An 867-nucleotide genomic window follows, 5' to 3' on the forward strand; every position below is an offset into this window, starting at 1 on the left:
GCCAAGCACCCGGAACCCCGCACTCCCAACGTTGTTGATAGCACGGGGTTCCGGCTTAATGTTTGTGTTCCGCAGTGGTGGNTNTTTATTGGTTGTATNNNTTGCAACAAATACAACCAATAAANANCCACCTAGTTCCNTTTTTTCTTTTTGCCCATGCCCTTAAAAGAAAAAAGCGAACCCAAAAAAGAAAAAACCCCGCCCTGCCAGTATAAAAGGGGTGGTTAGTAAGGAGCTGATACACTATGGGTGAGTTAGAAAAAATATTGATTATGATAAATCGTTGGGGGTATTTGAATTTAGAACAAATAGCTTTGTTACTAAACAAAAATATTAAAACAATTCAATTACAAAAAGCAAAACTAATAAATTTAAAAATGCTGAATGTTGACATGCTACCGAAGAAAAATTATTATACTTTAACTAGTAAAGCACAAAGTCATTTAGGGCGAGTTCATAAAAAAAGTATTAAAGTAAATTATTACGAATTACAACACCAAGATATGTTAATAAAATGACTTGTTGCACAAACCGACATCGAACACTATCAAACCGAGCGTGAGCTCAAAATGGAAAATTTCAATTTGAATGTTTATTCCGATTTAATTATCACCAAAAGCGATGATAGTGAAATTTATGTCGAGTTTGAACGCACCCGCAAGTCCCCTGACCGTTTCAGAACGAAATTAATTAACTTGCGCGAGTGACTTGTTGCGGGTGGTAAAATTCATTGAATTACACCAACGCAAACTCTCGCTACTTGAATTAAAAATCAAATTAACAATATAGGTGCTTATCCATCGCAACACAATTACGAAATTTGAAATAAATAAAAAAACAACTTATTTGACAATGTCAATTTTGTTG

The 867-nt window shown here is 34.6% G+C and carries 1 protein-coding gene; it reads left to right on the forward strand.

The annotated features are described in order from the left end of the window. Window positions 1-245: 245 nt before the first annotated feature. Window positions 246-833 carry a hypothetical protein gene (locus tag TS70_RS06685; RefSeq protein ID WP_198049801.1) on the forward strand — a complete coding sequence of 196 codons (588 nt, stop codon included), beginning with the start codon at window positions 246-248 and terminating at the stop codon, window positions 831-833. Window positions 834-867 lie beyond the last annotated feature (34 nt).

Origin of the sequence: Spiroplasma sp. hyd1 (genome assembly GCF_016082235.1) — a bacterium.
Lineage (GTDB): Bacteria > Bacillota_I > Bacilli_A > Mycoplasmatales > Mycoplasmataceae > Spiroplasma > Spiroplasma poulsonii.